The sequence below is a fragment of the Pseudoflavonifractor sp. An184 genome (assembly GCF_002160305.1).
Taxonomy (GTDB): domain Bacteria; phylum Bacillota; class Clostridia; order Oscillospirales; family Oscillospiraceae; genus Lawsonibacter; species Lawsonibacter pullicola.
Genome location: NZ_NFKI01000031.1, coordinates 25498 through 40879, shown reverse-complemented (window position 1 = coordinate 40879; position 15382 = coordinate 25498). Strand labels below are relative to the sequence as shown.

The 15382-nt window shown below is 60.2% G+C and carries 12 protein-coding genes; 8 read left to right on the top strand and 4 right to left on the bottom strand.

Annotation, left to right across the window (positions count from 1 at the left end; translation table 11 throughout):
- Positions 1-188 precede the first annotated feature (188 nt).
- Positions 189-1460, bottom strand: a complete 1272-nt coding sequence (locus tag B5F19_RS10950) for a glycosyltransferase family 2 protein (RefSeq protein WP_087290437.1) — start codon at positions 1458-1460, stop codon at positions 189-191.
- Between the two features lie 271 nt (positions 1461-1731).
- Between B5F19_RS10950 and B5F19_RS10945 the strand changes: the two genes are divergently transcribed.
- From B5F19_RS10945 to B5F19_RS10935, 3 genes are read left to right on the top strand one after another with little or no spacing between them, the layout of a single operon-like run.
- A complete protein-coding gene (locus tag B5F19_RS10945) occupies positions 1732-2844 on the top strand; it encodes an ABC transporter ATP-binding protein (protein ID WP_087290435.1) in 1113 nt (370 codons plus the stop codon).
- A 6-nt stretch (positions 2845-2850) separates the two neighbouring features.
- Positions 2851-3477: an ABC transporter permease gene (locus B5F19_RS10940; RefSeq protein WP_087290434.1), complete on the top strand. Its 627-nt coding sequence runs from the start codon at positions 2851-2853 to the stop codon at positions 3475-3477.
- Entirely contained in the window at positions 3474-5009 is a 1536-nt protein-coding gene (locus tag B5F19_RS10935) for a glycine betaine ABC transporter substrate-binding protein (RefSeq protein ID WP_242972792.1), read from the top strand. Before B5F19_RS10940 ends, B5F19_RS10935 begins: the two co-directional genes overlap by 4 nt.
- Before the next feature lie 583 nt (positions 5010-5592).
- On the opposite strand, the gene B5F19_RS10930 is transcribed toward B5F19_RS10935, so the two are convergent.
- Both B5F19_RS10930 and B5F19_RS10925 read right to left on the bottom strand, forming a co-directional pair.
- The gene (locus B5F19_RS10930; protein WP_087290432.1) at positions 5593-5973 is read right to left on the bottom strand and encodes a DUF4363 family protein; all 381 of its coding nucleotides are present in this window, start codon (positions 5971-5973) and stop codon (positions 5593-5595) included.
- Positions 5970-6668: a DUF421 domain-containing protein gene (locus tag B5F19_RS10925; RefSeq protein WP_087290430.1), complete on the bottom strand. Its 699-nt coding sequence runs from the start codon at positions 6666-6668 to the stop codon at positions 5970-5972. The genes B5F19_RS10930 and B5F19_RS10925 overlap by 4 nt, the downstream gene beginning before the upstream one ends.
- 224 nt (positions 6669-6892) lie before the next feature.
- Between B5F19_RS10925 and B5F19_RS10920 the strand changes: the two genes are divergently transcribed.
- The 3 genes from B5F19_RS10920 to guaA all read left to right on the top strand — a co-directional run bounded on the left by B5F19_RS10920 (position 6893) and on the right by guaA (position 13006).
- The gene (locus B5F19_RS10920; protein ID WP_087290428.1) at positions 6893-7975 is read left to right on the top strand and encodes a carbamoyl phosphate synthase small subunit; all 1083 of its coding nucleotides are present in this window, start codon (positions 6893-6895) and stop codon (positions 7973-7975) included.
- On the top strand, positions 7975-11181 hold the full coding sequence (carB, locus tag B5F19_RS10915) for a carbamoyl-phosphate synthase large subunit (protein WP_087290427.1): 3207 nt from the start codon (positions 7975-7977) through the stop codon (positions 11179-11181). Before B5F19_RS10920 ends, carB begins: the two co-directional genes overlap by 1 nt.
- A 283-nt stretch (positions 11182-11464) precedes the next feature.
- Positions 11465-13006 (top strand): glutamine-hydrolyzing GMP synthase, encoded by a 1542-nt coding sequence (gene guaA, locus B5F19_RS10910; protein ID WP_087290425.1) that lies wholly within the window; start codon positions 11465-11467, stop codon positions 13004-13006.
- 293 nt (positions 13007-13299) lie between these two features.
- Here guaA and B5F19_RS10905 read toward each other — a convergent pair whose 3' ends face one another.
- Positions 13300-13788, bottom strand: a complete 489-nt coding sequence (locus B5F19_RS10905) for a helix-turn-helix transcriptional regulator (protein ID WP_087290423.1) — start codon at positions 13786-13788, stop codon at positions 13300-13302.
- A gap of 303 nt (positions 13789-14091) precedes the next feature.
- Between B5F19_RS10905 and B5F19_RS10900 the strand changes: the two genes are divergently transcribed.
- Together B5F19_RS10900 and B5F19_RS10895 are read left to right on the top strand one after the other, a co-directional pair.
- Complete coding sequence (locus tag B5F19_RS10900; protein ID WP_087236778.1) at positions 14092-14295, top strand: DNA-binding protein; 204 nt, start codon at positions 14092-14094, stop codon at positions 14293-14295.
- A 2-nt stretch (positions 14296-14297) separates the two neighbouring features.
- Positions 14298-15380, top strand: a complete 1083-nt coding sequence (locus tag B5F19_RS10895; RefSeq protein WP_054338625.1) for a site-specific integrase — start codon at positions 14298-14300, stop codon at positions 15378-15380.
- Positions 15381-15382: the final 2 nt, after the last annotated feature.

The window sequence follows — 15382 nt, the reverse complement described above, 5'->3', positions numbered from 1 at the left end:
GCAAGGCGTTCAGCGAGCGCAGCGAGGACTTTTCCGCCGCACAGCGGCGGGAAAGTAACGGCATTTTTGCAGGCTGTCGGAAAAGTCCTTAGACTTTTTTGACAGCCTGAGGAGCCCGGGGCGGCTGCCCCGGGCTCCTGCTTTTATATATACAAGCTCTGTTTCCCTTGGTACCCAGTCGATTTGCTTTAGGGAGCCAGGACCTGATTGCTGCGCTTCATCTTTCCGCCCTTGGGCAGGGACACATTTCTGGTGTGGCGGATCTCCTCCCACACGGTGGTCTTTTTAAAGATGCAGCCCACCGTGAGCACCACCCAGCTGAGCAGGAAAAACCAGTACACCGCCAGGGCGGGCAGCAGCCGCCGGTCCCACTTGTTCTCCACCGTAATCACCAGCACCGCCGACAAAGTGGCTCCCAGCACGGTAATCAGCAGATTGCCCGCGATGTACCCCAGACACAGCAGCAGGGAGAAGTGCCCCGGATGGACGAAACCGGCCGCCAGGGCGGTCACCGCCATGCTCACCAGGGCGGCCGCCTGATAGGCGGGGATCAGCATGGTGGCCCCCATGTCCAGAGGCTGGACGGCGGGGCGCTCCGCCAGGCTCCGGCCCAGCACCGGCAGCCACTCCCCCGCGATCTGGAGGGTGCCGCTGGTCCAGCGGCGGCGCTGCTTGATGGACTCCCGGAAGGTGAGGGGCTGCTCGTCATAGGTCACCGCCTTGGGCACCCAGGCGATGGGCACTCCGGCCAGGGCACACTGGGCGGACATCTCCAGGTCCTCGCTGATGCTCTGGGTGCACCAGCCGCCCATCTTGTCAAAGGCGGCGGCGGACACCATGAATCCGGTGCCTCCCAGCATGGCCGACATGCCCAGCCCCGCCTTGCCCTGGTTGTGGAACCGGTCCATCATCCAATAGTAGATGGAGTAGCAGCCTGAGATGGCGCTGTCAAAGGGGTTCTTGCTGTCCCGGTAGCCCTGGGCCGCCCGGGCCCCCGCCCGGTAGGCGTTGTTCATCTCCCGCAGGAACCGGGGATCGGCCACATTATCCGCATCAAAGACGCAGAAGGCGTCGTACCCCTTGTCCCGCAGCTGCCGGTAGGCAAAGCGCATCACATCTCCCTTGCACTTCACGGGGACGGTGCACTCCATGACATTGGCCCCGAAATCCCGGGCGGCCTGGGCGGTATGGTCGGTACAGTTGTTGGGGATAACCCAGATGTCGTACAGCTCCCGAGGATAATCCTGGGCCAGCAGGCTGTTGATCAGATTGCCGATCACCAGTTCCTCATTCCGGGCGGCCACCAGAATCGCAAAGCGGGTGCTGGCCGGGTGCCGGCCATAGTCCATAGGCTTGCGCCAGGACATGAGGGCGGTCACCAGATAATAGCCGCCCCACAGGGTCATGCCCGCTCCTACCAGAGCCGCCGCTCCCATCCACAAATATGCCATCCACGCCATATGGGCTCCCTCCTTCTCTCTTTGTGTTCCCAGTGTACCAGAGGAATGTTAAGGTTCTGCCACAAACTTTATTAAGTTTTTTTGAAAATTTTTTAAGGTTTCCAAAAGGGCATCCCTGCTTTGAATTTACAGCTTGTTTATTTGACTAAATTACAACATTTTGCTATACTGTATTTGTACACTTTCGACCGAACCACAGGTTGACCCGCCCGCGTGGGCCGGAATACCGGCGTCCGGGCCTGTCAACGCGACGTTTTAAGGAGGTGCCCTGTTGCTTCGTTTTGAACACGTATCGCTGTCTTACGGCAGCCAGAAGATTCTGGACGACCTGTCCTTCGAGATCCAGGAGGGCCAGATGGCTGTCCTGATCGGGCCGTCCGGCTGCGGTAAGACCACCACGCTGAAGATGATCAACCGCCTCATCGAGCCCTCGGCGGGCAAGATCTACCTCAACGAGGAGGACATCACCGCCAAGGACAAGGTGGAGCTGCGCCGCCATATTGGCTATGTGATCCAGCAGATCGGCCTGTTTCCCAACATGACGGTGGCCCAGAATATCTGCGTGGTGCCCACCCTGCTGAAATACAGCAAGGAGGAGTGTGACAAGATCGTCCACTCTCTGCTGGAGCTGGTCAACATGCCCTATGAGCAGTACGCCCACAAGTACCCCTCTGAGATGTCCGGCGGACAGCAGCAGCGCATCGGCATCCTGCGGGCGCTGGCGGCCTCGCCCCCCATCGTACTCATGGACGAGCCCTTCTCCGCCCTGGACCCCATGACCCGCCGGTCCCTCCAGCAGGAGGTGCGCTCTCTCCAGCAGAAGCTGAACAAGACCTTCGTCTTTGTCACCCACGACATGGAGGAGGCTCTGGATCTGGCCGACGTCATCATCTTTATGGACCACGGAAAGATCGTCCAGATGGCGCCCCCGGAGGAGATGCTGGCCCACCCCGCCAGCGGCCAGATCCAGGATTTCCTCGGCAAATTCATCGACACCCATGCCCAGAAGGAGCTCACCGCCGCCGACTTCATGCGCCCCGGCGTGTCCACGGTCTCGGCCACCCGAGGGGTCAATGAGTGCGTCAGCAAGATGCAGCGGCGCAACGTGGATACCCTCATTGTAGTGGACGACCAGGACCGGTACCAGGGGACGGTGTCCATCGCGGACATCCGTCTCACCGGCCACGTGGTCAAGACCATCGAGCCCCTCATCCGCTGCAACACCCCCACCGTCCACACCGGCGACAGCGCCAAGGACTGCTTTGACCTGCTCATCTCCAGCGGCGCCCCCTATCTCATTGTTCTGGACGAGGAGGAGAAGGTGGACGGTCTCATCACCAAGACCAGCATGACCTCCGCCATGGCGGAACAGCTCTGGGGGTGAGACGTTTTGACGATTCAAGATCTTCCCGCCAAATTAGTGCAGCATCTCTTTTTCACCCTGGTCCCCGTGGCCATCGGTTTCCTGCTGGGGGTGCTCATCGGCATCCTGCTGTCCCGGAAGCCTAAGCTCTCCGGCATTGTCCTGCCCATCCTCTCAGTATTCAACACCATCCCTGGCATCGTCTTTATCGGACTGCTGGTGCTGGTGTGGGGGGCCCAGTCGGCGACGGTGCTGGTGGCTCTGGGGGTGTACGCCACCTTCCCGGTGCTGAAAAACACCTACGCGGGGCTGGTATCGGTGGACCCGCAGTATATTGAAGCCGCCAAGGGCTGCGGCATGAGCGCCATACAGAGCCTGACCCAGGTGGAGCTCCCCCTGGCCATGCCCACCATCATCGGCGGGCTGCGCATGTCCACCGTCTACACCGTCAGCTGGGCCGTGCTGGCCTCCATGATCGGGGGCGGCGGCCTGGGTGATTTCATCTATGCCGGTCTAAGCTCGGACAACAGCGAGCTCATCCTCATGGGAGCGATTCCGGCTGCGCTGCTGGCCTTTGTGCTGGGCTCCCTGGTGGACGCCCTTCAGCGAAAAGTGGTTCCCAAGGGAATCCGGAGGGGAGGGAGCGCCGCATGACTTTCACCATGATTCTGGAGCACATGTCCCTGGTGGTGGCCGCTCTCCTCTTCGCGATTCTGGCCGGCATTCCCCTGGGCATCATCTGTTACTTCTATCCCTCCACCCGCAAGGTGATCCTCCGGGTGGTGGACCTGATCCAGACCACCCCCGCCCTGGCCCTGCTGGGCATCATCATGGTCATCATGAACCCGGGCAAACCCACGGTCATCGTGGGCCTGGCCCTCTACTCCCTGCTGCCCATTGTACGCAACACCTGTCTGGGACTGGATCAGGTGCCGGAGCATCTGATTGAGGCGGGCAAAGGGATGGGCATGACCCGGATGTACCGCCTGATCCATGTGGAGATTCCCATTGCCGCTCCCATCATCTTCACCGGTATCCGCATCGCCACCGTCACCGCCATCGGGACCGCGGTGTTCGCCTCCTTCGTGGGCGGCGGCGGGTTGGGCAGCGTCATCACCACCGGCATCCGCCAGGAGGACATGACGGCCATCCTGGGCGGCACCGGGGTGCTGATGGCCGCCGCCCTGATCCTGGACCTGCTCATGGGGCTGGCCGAGCGGTACCTGAACAGCCGGAGCAGCCAGCGCTCCAAGGGCAGCCGGTACGCCGCCCGGGGTGCGGCCGTCCTCTCTGCCGCCGCCGCGGTGGTGCTGTGCGTCTACGCCTTCCTGCCCAAGAGCACTGAGGGCCTGCTTCTCTATGAGGGGCAGTATTCCGAAATAAAGCTGGTCAACAGCATGATCAAGCAGCTGGTGGAGGACCGCCACGACCTCACCGTCACCATCCAGGACGAGATGACCGCAGTGAACAACTTTAACGCCATGACGGGAGACGGCCACACCTGTGACCTGATGTACACCTGGGACGGCACCCTCTTGACGACGATTATGGGGCTGGACACCACCGACATCCCGGATGGGCAGACCCTCTATGACTTTGTCAATGAGAAGATGAACGACGAATACGATATGCACATGCTGGGCAAAATCGGCGTCAACAACACCTATATCCTGGGCGTCACCCAGGAGGTGGTGGACACCTACAACCCCAAGACCATCAGCGACCTTGTCCCCATCGCCGGGGAGCTGCGCTTCGGCGCCGAGCAGGACTTCTTCACCGACGCGGGCAATATGAAGTTCGGCCCCATGGCGGAGGCCTACGGCCTGGAGTTTGCCGAGGTCAAGCCGGTGGACATTATGATGAAATACACCCTGGTGGAGCAGGGGGCCTACGATGTCATGGTAGTCTACGCCACCGACGGTCTGAACAAGCGGGCCAACCTGACCCTGCTGGAGGACGATCAGCACTTCTTCCCCGACTACTACGGCACCATCCTGGTGCGCAACGACGTGTTTGAGCGCTTCGCCGATCAGGCCCCCGGCCTGGAGGACACCCTGAAGCTCCTCAACAACCAGTTCACCGACGAGATGATGAGCGAGCTCACCTACTACGTGGACGTGGAGGGCCGGGATGTGGACGAAGTGGCCCATGAGTTCCTGGTCAGCGCCGGGCTTCTGGAGGAGTAACCGCTCGATTTTGTCATATTGGCTCCTATCAATAAGGTACAAGACAGCCGCCTGGGGCTTCCCGGGCGGCTGTCTTTCACTTTTTCGAGAGGGATTTCGCCGCCCCGGCGGCGACCTACTTTGCCCGTGGCGGCAAAGTAGGCAAAACGCCACCGGGGGACGCGGCCGATGGACTACGGCTCCGCCTAGGTCCATAGGACCGCTTTCCCCCGGACCCCCAATTACGGGAGTGCTCTCCTGTACGTAAAACAGCCCTTCCGGCGCGTGAAAATATGAGTGGGTATCTAAATTCCCGCCGGGCCACTGGGCCCTGGGTTTGCAAAAATTGCCGCTGTTGCAGTTCAAGGTCCGCGCCTTGATGTTTCCAGCCAACGCGCCCGGTGCGTCTCCGCCGTCTCTCTGAGCCGCACTTGAGTCCCACCCACGCCAAAAGGCGCGCTTTTCATCCGCAGGAGCATCCCGCAAAGGCTGCCGGACCCTCAGCGTCAGCGCTCATTTTGAGCCTTCCCCGGTGGCGTTTTGCCTTCTTTTTCGCCATAGAAAAAGAAGGTCGCCGCCCGCAGGCGGCGAAACCCTTCCCTCCTTAAAAAATGTTTACCAGCGACGGCTGCTCCATCTCGGCCAAAAGCTCCAGCTGAGTCATCAGCTCCGCGTTGGCGGCGGTATACTGGTCGGTCTCCTCCAGGGCCAGGTACTGCTCCAGAGCCCGGAAGGAGCTCAAAATCTCGTCGGTGTCGCTGTGCCGCATAAGGATGTGAAGATACGCCTCATGGTCCTGCCAGCTCTGGAACGCCTGCTCGCTCAGTTCGGCGGCCCCTTCCCAGTCCCCCTGGGCGGTCCGCTCCTGGGCCTGCTTCAGCTGCTGGATCATTCCGCCGGTCAGCCGTTCGGCGTACCAGGCGTTCCACAGGGTGCCCCCCAGCAGAACCGCCAGAATGGCCGCCGCCGCCCACAGACGTTTCATGCTCTCCTCCTCCCCTCTTCCTGCCCCGACCTGGGCGCCAGATAGACGCCGCCCGCCTCATCCACTGTCATCAAAAATACCTGCCCCGGGTCCTTCAGCCCGTGCTTCGCGAGCTGCTTTTGCAGCCACACCCCGTCATAACCCCGGGCGGTCAGGTTCCGAGTCAGGAGCTTTCCATCGCTGATGAGCACCAGGGGCAGTCCGGTCTCCTCCGCCTCAAGCCCCAGCTGGCTCTGAGTGGGGGGCTTCTCCCGCTCCCAGGGCAGGATGGACAGTTGACCGTTGGTCTCCAGGATGGCATATTCGATTCCGGCGGGGCCCGCATATCCCTGGGCCCGCAGCTCCTCCAGCAGCTCGTCCACCGTCAGCCGGTTGCGGCGCATCTCCCCCTGGTCGATCTTTCCCTTGCGGATGATGACGCTGGGCCGGCCGCACATGAGGGTGCGGAAGCGGGTGCTCTTCATGGTGAGCACCGACAGGATCATGGTCAGGGACAGGAGGGTCAGAATGGGCACGATCCCCGTGAGCAGGGGGATACCGAAATCCTGCATGGGGACGGCGGCCAGATCGGCGATGATCAGGGAGAGCACCAGCTCCGAGGGCTCCAGCTCCCCCACCTGGCGCTTGCCCATGAGCCGGATGCCGGCGATGATGAGCAGGTATAGGATGATGGTCCGGATCAGGCCGGTAAACATGTCGGTCACCTCACTGCGGAGCGCGAGTGCGCTTTTGGTTCAGTCTTTCCCTCTCTTGGAGAAAGTATCCGAGAGATCCTCCGTACTGCGGAAAAAGTTTTATGAAAAAAGATTCCCCCACCCCTTGCAAAGCGCGTCGATTTCCGATACAATATCTTGAAACACTTTGCGCGTGGATCGTATCTGAATTGTGAACTGGAACGGAAGGGCGTGTGAGAGAATTGATGAAAGCGACTTTGATCCTGGCCAACGGAAGCGTATTTTCCGGGACCAGCATCGGCAGTACCTCCGACCGGGTGTGCGAGATGGTGTTCAACACCTCCATGACCGGGTATCAGGAGATTCTGACCGACCCCTCCTACGCGGGACAGGGGATCGTGATGTCCTATCCCCTCATCGGGAACTACGGCGTCAACCATGAGGACAACGAGTCCAGCCGTCCCTGGGCGGAGGCCTTTGTGGTCCGCCACCTCTCCCCCATCGGAAGCAATTTCCGCTGTGAGGAGACGCTGGACCACTACCTGAAAAAACACGACATCACGGGCATTGAGGGAGTAGACACCCGTGCCCTGACGAAAATACTCCGCAGCCAGGGGAGCATGAACGGCATGGTCACCTGTGCGGAGCATTTTAATGTAGCGGAGATTCTGGAGAAGCTGAAGGCCTACCGGGTGGAGGGCACCGTGGAGCGTGTCTCCCGGAAGGAGCCCGAGGACTGCCCCGCCTACGGCGAGGAGAAGTACAAGGTGGCTATGATGGACTACGGCGTGAAGCAGAACATGATCGAGTGCCTGCGCCGCCGGGGCTGCCATGTCACCGTGTTCCCCGCCGCCACCCCCGCCGAGACCATCCTCACCGGCGGCTTTGACGGGGTGATGCTCTCCAACGGCCCCGGCGACCCCGCCGACAACGTGGCCATCATCGGGGAGGTCAAGAAGCTCTATGAGAGCACCCTCCCCCTGTACGCCGTCTGCCTGGGCCACCAGCTGATGGCCCTGGCCACCGGCGCCAAGACCGGCCGGCTGGCCTACGGCCACCGGGGCGGCAACCACCCGGTGAAGGACCTGGCCGAGGACCGGGTGTTCATCACCAGCCAGAACCACGGCTATGTGGTGCTGTCCGAGACGGTGGACCCCGCCGTGGCCGAGGTGTCCCACATCAACGTGAACGACGGCACCTGCGAGGGCCTGCGCTACAAGCGCCCCAACTGCTTCACCACACAGTTCCATCCCGAGGCCAGCCCCGGCCCCAAGGATACGGAGTACCTGTTCGACCGCTTTGTGGCTTCTATGGGAGGTGACCGGTAATGCCGAAGAATCCGAATATCAAAAAAGTTCTGGTGCTGGGCTCCGGCCCCATCGTCATCGGCCAGGCCGCCGAGTTTGACTACGCCGGCACCCAGGCCTGCCGCGCCCTGAAGGAAGAGGGCATTGAGGTGGTGCTGGTGAACTCCAACCCCGCCACCATCATGACGGACAAGGACATCGCCGACCATGTGTATATCGAGCCCCTGAACATCCCCTCCGTCACTCAGGTCATTGAGAAGGAGAAGCCCGACTCCATCCTGCCCACTCTGGGCGGCCAGACCGGCCTGAACCTGGCCATGGCCCTGTATGAGGACGGCACCCTGGAGAAGTACGGGGTGAAGCTGCTGGGCACCAGCCCCGACTCCATCCGCAAGGCGGAGGACCGCCAGGGCTTCAAGGACTGCATGGAGTCCATCGGCCAGCCCTGCGTCACCTCCGAGGTGGTGGAGAGCGTGGAGGACGCCGTGGCCTTCGCCGAGAAGATCGGCTACCCGGTCATCGTCCGTCCCGCCTACACCCTGGGCGGCACCGGCGGCGGCATCGCCTATGACCGGGCCTCCCTGGAGGAGATCTCCGACCGGGGCATCCACCTCTCCCGGGTGGGCCAGGTGCTCATCGAGCGGTGCATCGCCGGCTGGAAGGAGATCGAGTTCGAGGTCATGCGGGACGGCGCCGGCAACGTGATCACCGTGTGCTCCATGGAGAACATCGACCCCGTGGGCGTGCACACCGGCGACTCCATCGTGGTGGCCCCCACCCAGACCCTGGCCAACAAGGAGTATCAGATGCTCCGCACCGCCGCTCTGGACATCATCACCGCCCTGGAGATCGAGGGCGGGTGCAACGTGCAGTTCGCCCTGAACCCCGACAGCTATGAGTACGCGGTCATCGAGGTCAACCCCCGTGTGTCCCGTTCCTCCGCCCTGGCCTCCAAGGCCACCGGCTACCCCATCGCCAAGGTGGCCGCCAAGATCGCCCTGGGCTACCACCTGGACGAGATCCCCAACGCGGTGACCGGCAAGACCACCGCCTGCTTCGAGCCCACCCTGGACTACTGCGTGCTGAAAATCCCCCGTCTGCCCTTCGACAAGTTCACCACCGCCAGCCGCACCCTGGGCACCCAGATGAAGGCCACCGGCGAGGTCATGGCCATCGCCAACTCCTTCGAGGGGGCCCTGATGAAGGCCATCCGCTCCCTGGAGCTGAACGTGCGGGCTCTGAAGCTGGACAAGCTGGAGGGGCTCTATACCGACGAGATCGAGGACCTGCTGGTCCAGGTCACCGACGAGCGGCTCTTCGTGGTGGCCGAGGCCCTGCGGCGCGGGTTCTCCCCCCAGAAGATCAACCACATCACCAAGATGGACATCTGGTTCCTGGAGGGCTTCCAGCGGATCATCGACATGGAGAACGAGCTGGAGCGGTGCAAGGACGTGCCCTCCGCCGACACCCTGAAGCGGGCCAAGGAGATGTGCTTCGCCGACAGCTATATCGGCACCCTGTGCGGCATGAAGCAGGCCGAGGTCAAGGCCCTGCGGGAGAAGTACGGCATCGTCCCCTCCTTCAAGATGGTGGACACCTGCGCCGCCGAGTTCGACGCGGAGACCCCCTACTACTACTCCTCCTACGACGGAGAGAACGAGGCTGTGGAGACCAGCGACCGCAAGAAGGTGCTGGTGCTGGGCTCCGGCCCCATCCGCATCGGCCAGGGCATTGAGTTTGACTACTGTTCCGTCCACTCCGTGTGGGCCTTCAAGCGCATGGGCTATGAGACCATCATCATCAACAACAACCCCGAGACCGTCTCCACCGACTTCGACGTGGCCGACAAGCTGTACTTCGAGCCCCTCACCGCCGAGGACGTGCAGAACATCGTGGAGCAGGAGAAGCCCTGGGGCGCCGTGGTCCAGTTCGGCGGCCAGACCGCCATCAAGCTGGCCAAGGCCCTGACCGAGATGGGCGTCCAGATCCTGGGCACCTCCGCCGACGGCGTGGACGCCGCCGAGGACCGGGAGCGCTTTGACGAGATTCTGGAGAAGTGCGGCATCCCCCGCGCCAAGGGCCGCACCGTCTTCACCACCCAGGAGGCCCTGCAGGCGGCCAACGAGCTGGGCTACCCCGTGCTGGTCCGCCCCTCCTACGTGCTGGGCGGCCAGGGCATGGAGATCGCCTACAACGACCGCAACATTGAGGACTTCATGAAGATCATCAACATGACCGTCCAGGAGCACCCCATCCTCATCGACAAGTATCTGATGGGCCGGGAGCTGGAGGTGGACGGCGTGTTCGACGGGGAGGACATCCTCATCCCCGGCATCATGGAGCACGTGGAGCGGGCCGGCGTCCACTCCGGCGACTCCATCGCGGTGTACCCCCCCATCAACCTGGAGGACAAGCACCGGGAGCTCATCCTGAAGCACACCAAGAACATGGCCAAGCACCTGAACGTCATCGGCCTGATCAACGCCCAGTATATCCTCTACAACGACGACATCTATGTCATCGAGGTCAACCCCCGCTCCTCCCGCACCATCCCCTATATCTCCAAGGTGACCGGCGTGCCCATCATCGACCTGGCCACCAAGGTGATGCTGGGACAGAAGCTGAAGGACTTGGGCTACGGCACCGGCATCTACAAGGAAGCCGACTACTACGCCGTCAAGGCCCCTGTGTTCTCCTTCGAGAAGCTCACCGACGTGGACACCGGCCTTGGCCCGGAGATGAAGTCCACCGGCGAGGTGCTGGGCCTGGCCGAGACCTATCCCCAGGCCCTTCTGAAGGCCTTCAAGGGCTGCGGCCTGCGGGTGCCCAAGCGGGGCAGCCGGATCATCGTCACTGTGAAGGACGAGGACAAGCCCGAGATGATCGGCATTGCCCGCGGCTTTGAGGAGATGGGCATTGAGATCTACGCCACCTCCGGCACCTGCGACGCTCTCACCGCCGCCGGCATCGCCTGCAAGCGGGTGAACCGGGTGTCCCAGTCCCACCCCAATATTCTGGATATGATCCAGAGCGGCACCGTGGACCTGATCATCAACACTCCCACCAAGGGCCGCAAGCACGACAGCGACGGCTTCAAGATCCGCCGCTCCGCCGTGGAGCACTCTGTGGCCTGTGTCACCGCCATCGACACCGCCCGGGCCGTTCTCACCGTCCGGGAGCAGAGCCGCAGCGAGGACCTGACCCCCATCGACATCACCAAGATTTAAACCCAAACACTTCGGGGAGGGGATACTTCCCCTCCCCGGCTGTTTTTCCGGATACGAAAAAACCACACCCTCCGGTGTGGTTCTCCAGAAAATGTATGCTCACCGCTCGCTGGCGGATACTTCCTTGCACTCGTAGATCAGGTCCTCCAGATCGGCGGCGGCGTCCCAGTGAAGCTCCATATTGTTCACCTCCTTTGTTTTTCTTTAGTATAATTGGTTCCGTTCCACCCAACAAGAATCCTGGAGTAAAACTCAGGTAAAATTTTTAAGAAAGGGTGCTCTTATGTCTCATCAGACTGTTATCGTGCTGGACTTCGGCGGACAGTATAATCAGCTCATCGCCCGCCGGGTGCGGGAGTGCAGCGTGTACTGCGAAGTCAAGCCCTACACCACTCCCCTCTCTGAGTTGAAGGCCATGAATCCCATCGGCATCATCTTCACCGGCGGCCCCAACAGCGTGTATCTGGACTCCTCCCCCAAGGTGGACCCGGAGATCTTTACCTGGGGTGTGCCCATTCTGGGCATCTGCTACGGCTGCCAGCTGATGGCTCACTTGCTGGGGGGCCAGGTCACCGAGGCCCAGGACGACTCCGCCCGGGAGTACGGTAAGACCCAGACCTACTACGACACCACCTGCAAGCTGTTCCATGGCCTGCCCCAGCAGGGCATCTCCTGGATGAGCCACGGGGACTACATGGCCAAGGTGCCTGAGGGCTTCGCCCTCACCGCCCGCTCCGACGCCTGCCCCAATGTGGCCATCGCCGACGAGGCCCGGGGCTTCTACGGCGTGCAGTACCACCCTGAGGTCAACCACACGGAGAACGGCATCGCCATGATCCGCAACTTCCTCTATGAGGTGTGCCTCGCCAAGGGTGACTGGACCATGGAGGACTACTGCAAGACCGCCATCCAGCAGGTCCGGGAGAAGGTTGGCTCCGGCAAGGTGCTCCTGGCCCTGTCCGGCGGCGTGGACTCCTCCGTGGTGGCCGCCCTGCTGGCTGAGGCGGTGGGCAAGCAGCTCACCTGCGTCTTTGTGGACCACGGCCTTATGCGGAAAAACGAGGGCGACGAGGTAGAGGCCGCCTTCGCCAAATGGGACATCAATTTCGTCCGGGTGGACGCGGAGCAGCGCTTCCTGAGTAAGCTGGCCGGTGTCTCCGAGCCCGAGCGCAAGCGGAAGATCATCGGCGAGGAGTTCATCCGGGTCTTTGAGGAGGAGGCCAAGAAGATCGGCACCGTGGACTTCCTGGCCCAGGGCACCATCTACCCCGACGTGATCGAGTCTGGTTCCGGCGACGCCGCCGTCATCAAGAGCCACCACAACGTGGGCGGCCTGCCCGACTATGTGGATTTCAAAGAGATCATCGAGCCCCTGCGCCTGCTGTTCAAGGACGAGGTCCGACAGCTGGGCCGGGAGCTGGGCCTGCCCGAGTATCTGGTCTCCCGCCAGCCCTTCCCCGGCCCCGGCCTGGCCATCCGCATCATCGGGGAGATCACCAAGGAGAAGGCCGATTTGCTCCGGGATGCCGACTTCATCTTTCGGGATGAGATCGCCAAGGCCGGCGAGGACAAGAACCTGAACCAGTATTTTGCTGTCCTCACCAACACCCGCTCCGTGGGCGTCATGGGCGACGGGCGTACCTATGACTACACTCTGGCTCTCCGCGCCGTCACCACCAGCGACTTTATGACCGCCGACTGGGCGCGGATCCCCTACGACGTGCTGGACCGCATCAGCGTGCGCATCGTCAACGAGGTGCAGGGCATCAACCGCATCTGCTATGACATCACGAGCAAGCCCCCCGCCACGATCGAGTGGGAATAAGCAAAAAGTGGATATGAGGGCCCGCAAACCCTTGAAAATACTGACTTTTTGATTTTTCAAATCCCCATTTGATAGCAGATTGATAGCACTCGTCAAATCCCGATTTATTGAGTTTGAAAAGAAAAATCGGGTGGCTTGCGAGTAGCCTAAAAATCCTTATCTTTTTATTCATAAGTAAAAGGTCTAACTGATTTTTGCTGATCAGTTAGACCTTTTTTATTTTGCTCTCATTTATCTGAATTTTCTGATTTTACGCAACAAACGGCCTTTCCCGTGGCCTACAAGTGAGAGGGTTAGATCAGACCCTCCGGCGGCACCTTGGCGCGGATTTGGCTGCTGTCGTACTCCGGGTAGTGGTAACGCCAGCGGTCGTACTCCTCCTGGGAGATCTCACCGGCCTCCAGTTTGGCTGCCTGTTCCCGCCAGGCCCAGAGCATCTCATGCAGCCGGGCAGCATCCTTGTTTTTGCGAAAATCCACCTGCAAGGCAAGCTCACTATCTTGCTCCGTGATCTTCAGCCCGTAGTTGTCCTCCAGGGTAAACAGGGTGTGCATGAGCCCTATATAGGAGTCTATATCCGGGACGGAAAGGGCATGGGGCGAGACATCCAGTACCTGCGCCAGGGCAGCAGTCAGATCGGCCTTAGGGGTTCTTGACCCTGTTTCGTACTGCGCAAGACGCACATCGGCAGACTTCTCCGGGAAGCCCAGCGCCATACCAAGATATTTCTGTGTCATCCCCCGCAGAAGACGGAAAAAGTGAATCCGTTCGCCAATCGCCATACATCCAGCTCCCATCTATGGTTGTTCTTATATGAAACATAGCATATTTGCTTAGTGTTGTCAAGGTAATCTAAGCAAATTTATTTAATAATATTTCTTCTAAAAGGCTTGAACTAAGCTTATATGTATAGTATCATAAGAATACTAAGCATATAAGCTTAGATAATATAGCGCATCAAATGGCCCGCCAGATTTTTGGTTGCGAAACAGAGAAAAAGTGGCGGACATAAGTAAGGAGGCATTTATGAAACACAACGCTTGCAGTCCACAGTCACCAACGACTAAGAAAGGAAGGTATTTATCATGGCAAACCAGATTTTTATGCGCGTCAATGAAGTGGCCGAGGAGCTGGGGGTGTCCGTACCCTACGCCTATAAGCTCATCCGGCAGATGAACGAGGAACTGGCGAAAACCGGCTGCATCACGATTTCCGGCCGGATCGACCGCAAGTTCTTCCACGAGAAGTTTTATGGCACGAGAACCGAAACAGCGAGAAAGGGGGAGTAATCATGGCAGCGTTTAAGAACAAGGACAACGGCACCTGGTATGTGCAGTTCCGCTACACCGACTGGAAAGGTGAGCGCCAGCAGAAGCTCAAAAGGGGCTTTGCCACCAAGCGAGAGGCGCTGGAATGGGAACGGGAGTTCCTGATGGAAAAGCAGGCCGATGTGAACATGACCTTCGAGAGCTTCGTCGCCCTCTATGAGAGGGACATTAAGCCCAAGTTGAAGCTCAACACCTGGCTCACCAAGGAGAGCATTATCAAAAAGAAAATCCTGCCCTATTTTGCCAAGCGGAAGCTTTCGGAGATCACAGCCAAGGACATTATGCGCTGGCAGAACGAGATCCGGGAGATGCGGGACTGTCACGGCAAACCCCTGTCAAAAACTTACCTTAAAACCGTTCACAATCAACTTAGTGCAATTTTCAACCATGCTGCCCGGTTTTACGGCCTGAACCTCAACCCGGCCCGGCAGGCGGGCAACATGGGGGCGGAGGAGCGGAAGGAAATGCTGTTCTGGACCCGGGAGGAGTACACTAAGTTTTCCGAGGCCATGATGGATAAGCCGCTGTCCTTCTACGCCTTTGAGGTGCTTTACTGGTGCGGCATCCGGGAGGGTGAGCTGCTGGCCTTGACCCCGGCGGACTTCGATTTTGAGAAGCGCACCCTCACCATCAATAAGTCCTATCAGCGGCTCAACAAGCAGGATGTCATTACCACCCCCAAGACACCAAAGAGCAACCGGGTGATTCAGATGCCCCAGTTTCTCTGTGACGAGCTTCAGGACTACCTTAAGCAGCTCTATGGCGTGGAGCCGGACAGCCGGATGTTCCCCATCAGCAAAAGCTATCTTCACCGGGAAATGGACCGTGGCTGCAAGCAAACTGGGGTGAAAAGGATTCGCATACACGATTTGAGACATAGCCACATCAGTTTGTTGATCGACATGGGCTTTACTGCCCTGGCTATTGCGGAGCGCGTAGGACACGAGAGCATCGACATCACCTACCGCTACGCTCATTTGTTCCCCACCCGTCAGGTGGAAATGGCCGATAAGCTGGATTCACTGAAAAATGAGAAGGGAGTGTAAGA